Source organism: uncultured Nostoc sp., assembly GCF_964245575.1.
Classification (GTDB): Bacteria; Cyanobacteriota; Cyanobacteriia; order Cyanobacteriales; family Nostocaceae; genus Nostoc.
In genome coordinates, this window is sequence record NZ_CAXTNP010000437.1 from 1 (window position 1) to 4452 (window position 4452).

A 4452-nucleotide genomic window follows, 5' to 3' on the forward strand; every position below is an offset into this window, starting at 1 on the left:
TCTCGGAAGTTCCTGTTCAGAACTCGAAAGGCCGAGCTTTTTTCTCAATACGTCGAGTTAGGAGGCTGGGAAATCTAAACTTTGCTCAAAAGCGATCAGCAATTCATTCAATGCATCCATGTCAATTAAAAATGCATCATGTCCGTGGGTTGACTTTAGCCACGCCAGTTGAGCATTAGGAATTAAATTTGCCAATTCTTGTTGTTCTACTGGAGGATAGAGGATGTCAGAATCAATGGCGACAACTAAAGTCGGTTGCTGGATGCTTCGCAGAACAGATTCATAATCTGATAAATTAGCAACTGTGCGATCGCGTGCAACATCGTGGCGATCCATTGCGTGGGTGAGGGTGATATAAGTGTTGGCATCAAATCGTTCTGTCAGCTTTTGACCTTGATGCTGTAGGTAACTGGCTATAGCAAACTGCTCAGATGCATCATACTGCCGCCCAAAGCGAATTGTAAAACTATCCCAAGAACGGTAAGTACTCATCGCCATCATCCGCGCAACAGCTAATCCTTGATTTGGGGGCGCATTCAGGGTGTAGTTCCCTCCTTTCCAGTTTGGATCAGCATAAATTGCCTGTCTTTGGGCTTCACTTAATCCAATACACCAAGCGGAATGTCTTCCAGAAACAGCAATGGGTGCGATCGCTTTCACTTTTTCTGCATATAATAACGCCCACTCCAGTGCTTGCATCCCACCGAGTGAACCGCCAATTACTAACCGCAGAGATTGAACACCCAGGTATTCTAGTAGTACAGCTTGCAGGTGAACCATATCTCGGATTGTAATCTTAGGGAAGGATACACCATAAGGCTTTCCCGTTATGGGGTTGATAGTAGTTGGCCCGGTTGTGCCGTAATAACTTCCCAAGATGTTGCTGCATACAATAAAATCGCGTTCTGGATTGAAAGCTTTGCCTAAACCAAACAAAGGTTCCCACCAATCATCAGCGTCAGCCGAACCAGTTAAGGCATGACAAATCAGTACCCCATTATCGCCTTGAGCATTTAACTGTCCCCAGGTGCGATAAGCAACCTGAACCCCAGTTAATGTTTCGCCCCCTTCTAGTTTAAATGGCACCCTCAGCTGGTAAAACTGGGTTTCCGGTGAGATGAAGTCTGAGTAGATCATAGGGAGTGGCGAGTTAGGAGTTAAGAGTTAAGAGTTAGGAGTTAGGAGTGGAGGAGAAGAATTAATAACCAATGCCCAATCCCCAATACCCAATGCCCAATTAACTCCTAACTTGCCGAAATGCCTGCTGGAAATCTTCTTTGATATCGTCGATATGTTCAATTCCCACCGATACTCGCACTAAATCGGGTGTCACACCTGCCGAAAGCTGTTCGTCATCACTTAGCTGTTGATGGGTTGTGGAAGCGGGATGAATAACGAGGGTTTTAGCATCACCAACATTTGCTAAATGACTCGCCAATTTTACATGATTAATAAAAGCTCTACCTGCCTCCAATCCACCTTTGATGCCAAAGTTTAAAACTCCTCCAAACCCATGCCGGAGATATTTCTTCGCTCGTTCATAATAAGGCTGATTAGGAAGTCCCGGATAATTAACCCATAATACTTGCTCTTGTTGCTCTAACCACCGAGCCAATTCTAGGGCATTGCTCACATGACGATCTACACGTAAGGAAAGAGTCTCTAATCCTTGCAGTAAAAGAAAGGCATTAAATGGACTCAAGGACGGGCCAAAATCCCGTAACCCCTCGACTCTGGCGCGGATAATAAAGGCAATGTTGCCAAAGGAAGCAGTAGGCCCAAAGACTTCTTGAAAATTCAGCCCATGATAACCGGGTGATGGCTCAGTAAACAGGGGAAATTTGCCGTTACCCCAATCAAATTTACCCGAATCGACTATTACGCCACCAATGGAAGTACCATGCCCACCAATCCATTTAGTTGCAGATTCCACTACAATATCTGCACCATGTTCAATCGGTCGAGCTAAATACCCACCAGCACCGAAGGTATTATCCACAATTAAAGGTATACCGTTTTCGTGGGCAATGTGAGCTAAAGCGGCAAAGTCGGGAATGTTGAATTGAGGATTACCAATAGTTTCAACGTATAACGCTTTGGTGCGATCGTCGATCGCCTGACGGAAACTTTCTGGCTCATCTCCCTCAACAAACTTGACATTAATACCTAAGCGTGGTAAAGATACTTTAAACTGGTTATATGTTCCCCCATACAAAAAACTAGTGGAAACAATATTATCCCCAGCTTGAGCAATAGTACTGATTGCCAAAAATTGCGCCGCCTGCCCACTAGCCGTTGCTAATGCTGCTACACCCCCTTCTAAAGCAGCAATCCGCTTTTCAAATACATCCGTCGTCGGGTTCATTATCCGCGTGTAAATGTTACCAAATTCCTGGAGAGCAAACAACCGCGCTCCGTGGTCGGCGTCGTCAAAAACATAGGAAGTCGTTTGGTAAATTGGTACAGCGCGAGCATTAGTTCCGGGAGCCGGCTCTTGTCCAGCATGAACTTGCAGGGTTTCAAAACGATATTGTTCAGACATAAGCAGTTCTTTTAGCTTCCAGTTATTTTATAAGTAAATAATATACTATTTCCGCCTTATGTTAGATTAATCAACGGTAATTCGTCAGACTTACCGTATTTTACAGCTATTTTTAGTTGATTAAACATACTGTAAAGGCGCACAGCTAGCTATGCGCCCCTACCAAGGATTGTGGTTCAAATAGATGAAAAACGCTGTAATCTAAAACATTTGTGATACAAAGAGTTTTATCCCTGCAAAAACTGATCTAGGATTTACGCATTGACAAAAAATGCCAAATATGAGTGAGTTTAAAAACCACATCTTTCGTAAGGGTACAGCATTGCTGTGCCCCTACAGCATGGTCTATTTCCGATTGCAGGATAATTAAGAAAAGCCTGAAACAACCTATGCATTGTTAATTCACATTACGATACATAGGTACAGTGCATAAGTCTTATGATCAAGTAACTTAGGGAACCAACATTAAACCAGGATTAATCATCCCTGCTTTTTGAATTGTTGAAAAAGCAGTTTCCCCGATGATGCGATGAGCCGCAGCTGTCGGATGAATGCCATCCCAGAATAAAAACTGGTCTGGGTTACTACAGGTGCGATCGCCAGACAAACATGGACTGGTGACATTGGTAAAGTTAAAGGCTGCCGGATTTGCGTTGGCGTAGCCCGTCGCAGACATCGCATCTCGATACAGCGCGTTGGCATCTAATACCACAATCTCCAGATCGGAATGCTGTTGACTTAGTACTTTAAGCGATCGCCTCAAGCCTTGATTATGTGCTTGTGTTAATGCACTGAGGTTCACAGAATTCGCACTGGTTCTAGTGGCAGGTAACTGTCCTAAATCTGGTAAATTTCCTACCAGAATCTTTTTAGCACCTACATCAATTAAAGAGTTGATTGCCGTTGTCACATTTTTAACAGGAACAGTTGCACTGCTTACCCCTTGCAAATAATCATTTGCCCCTGCCCACAGCACATACAAAGCATCTGAATTCGTCTGTTGATGTGTCTGCGTAAACGACTGCACTTGATTTAGCAAGCTAGGTACATAGCTGTTGCCAACATTGCCAGTAGTCGATCCTCCGTAAGCAAAATTGTTAGTTTGCTTAGAGGAGAGATGGAGGCTTTCGGCAAGATACTCAATCCAAACTCGACCATTCGAGTAACGGCCCTGAAAGTAAGTTGGGTTAGGTGGGTACATTCCTCCTGTCGCCCGGAATACCATCCCTGTATCCGAAAGACTGTCCCCAAATACGTAGAGTTCTGCGATCGGATAAGTTTTATCCATAAATTTTGCCGCTACAACCATGATAAAAATTAAGAGAGCAAGTCCTGTTCTTAAAAGCCACTTTTTTCTTTGCATTAAACTTTTCTGCAAACCCTAAAGACTATAGTTGTTGATGATTGTTATGAGTAAATATTGAGCTTGCAATTGAACACTTCTTTAAGTTAACAAGCTAGCTTGAGGGCTAGTGAGCAAAACCGGATACTTTCAGGTGTGGATTTTGCCAATTGTCTTAATGCAGTTTTCAAATGAATAGACCACACGCAGACCTCGCTTGCATTGCTCTCAAGGCTACAGTGTTGTACACAAGTCTTCTAAAGCTGCCCCACATCTTGCTTTGCAATGCCAATACATCGACCTGTAAAAATTAACGCAAAACTCGGAGATTAATTGTTTTACGATCGCCACTTCACTAATTTTTTTGTTGGACATTGGTTGCATCCTGAGTACAATGCCCAGTTGAGAACTATAAATTGATACTATACTCCAATACGGTTGAGTTTCTCTTTGTTTCAGAGGTGCTGAGTTTGGGACGCTATTAGCTCACGTAGCCAAATGTGTAGCGGATCGTGATCGCAACGCTCATGCCAAATCTGTAGAAAATTGTACTTACCAAGTTCAATCG

At 43.4% G+C, this 4452-nt stretch carries 3 protein-coding genes; all 3 read right to left on the reverse strand.

The annotated features are described in order from the left end of the window. Positions 1 to 57: 57 nt before the first annotated feature. Complete coding sequence (gene metX, locus ACFFAP_RS36360) at positions 58 to 1137, reverse strand: homoserine O-acetyltransferase (RefSeq protein WP_375515761.1); 1080 nt, start codon at positions 1135 to 1137, stop codon at positions 58 to 60. Between the two features lie 100 nt (positions 1138 to 1237). After that, the gene (locus ACFFAP_RS36365; protein ID WP_375515762.1) at positions 1238 to 2542 is read right to left on the reverse strand and encodes an O-acetylhomoserine aminocarboxypropyltransferase/cysteine synthase family protein; all 1305 of its coding nucleotides are present in this window, start codon (positions 2540 to 2542) and stop codon (positions 1238 to 1240) included. Positions 2543 to 2993: 451 nt separating this feature from the next. Then, positions 2994 to 3905, reverse strand: coding sequence for an SGNH/GDSL hydrolase family protein (locus tag ACFFAP_RS36370; RefSeq protein WP_375515763.1), 912 nt, complete (start codon positions 3903 to 3905; stop codon positions 2994 to 2996). Positions 3906 to 4452 lie beyond the last annotated feature (547 nt).

Bases quoted from the DNA above. Each gene is read 5' to 3' on its own strand.
- metX (WP_375515761.1), bottom strand. From the start codon at position 1,137: ATGATCTACTCAGACTTCATCTCACCGGAAACCCAGTTTTACCAGCTG.
- ACFFAP_RS36370 (WP_375515763.1), bottom strand. From the start codon at position 3,905: ATGCAAAGAAAAAAGTGGCTTTTAAGAACAGGACTTGCTCTCTTAATT.
- ACFFAP_RS36365 (WP_375515762.1), bottom strand. From the start codon at position 2,542: ATGTCTGAACAATATCGTTTTGAAACCCTGCAAGTTCATGCTGGACAA.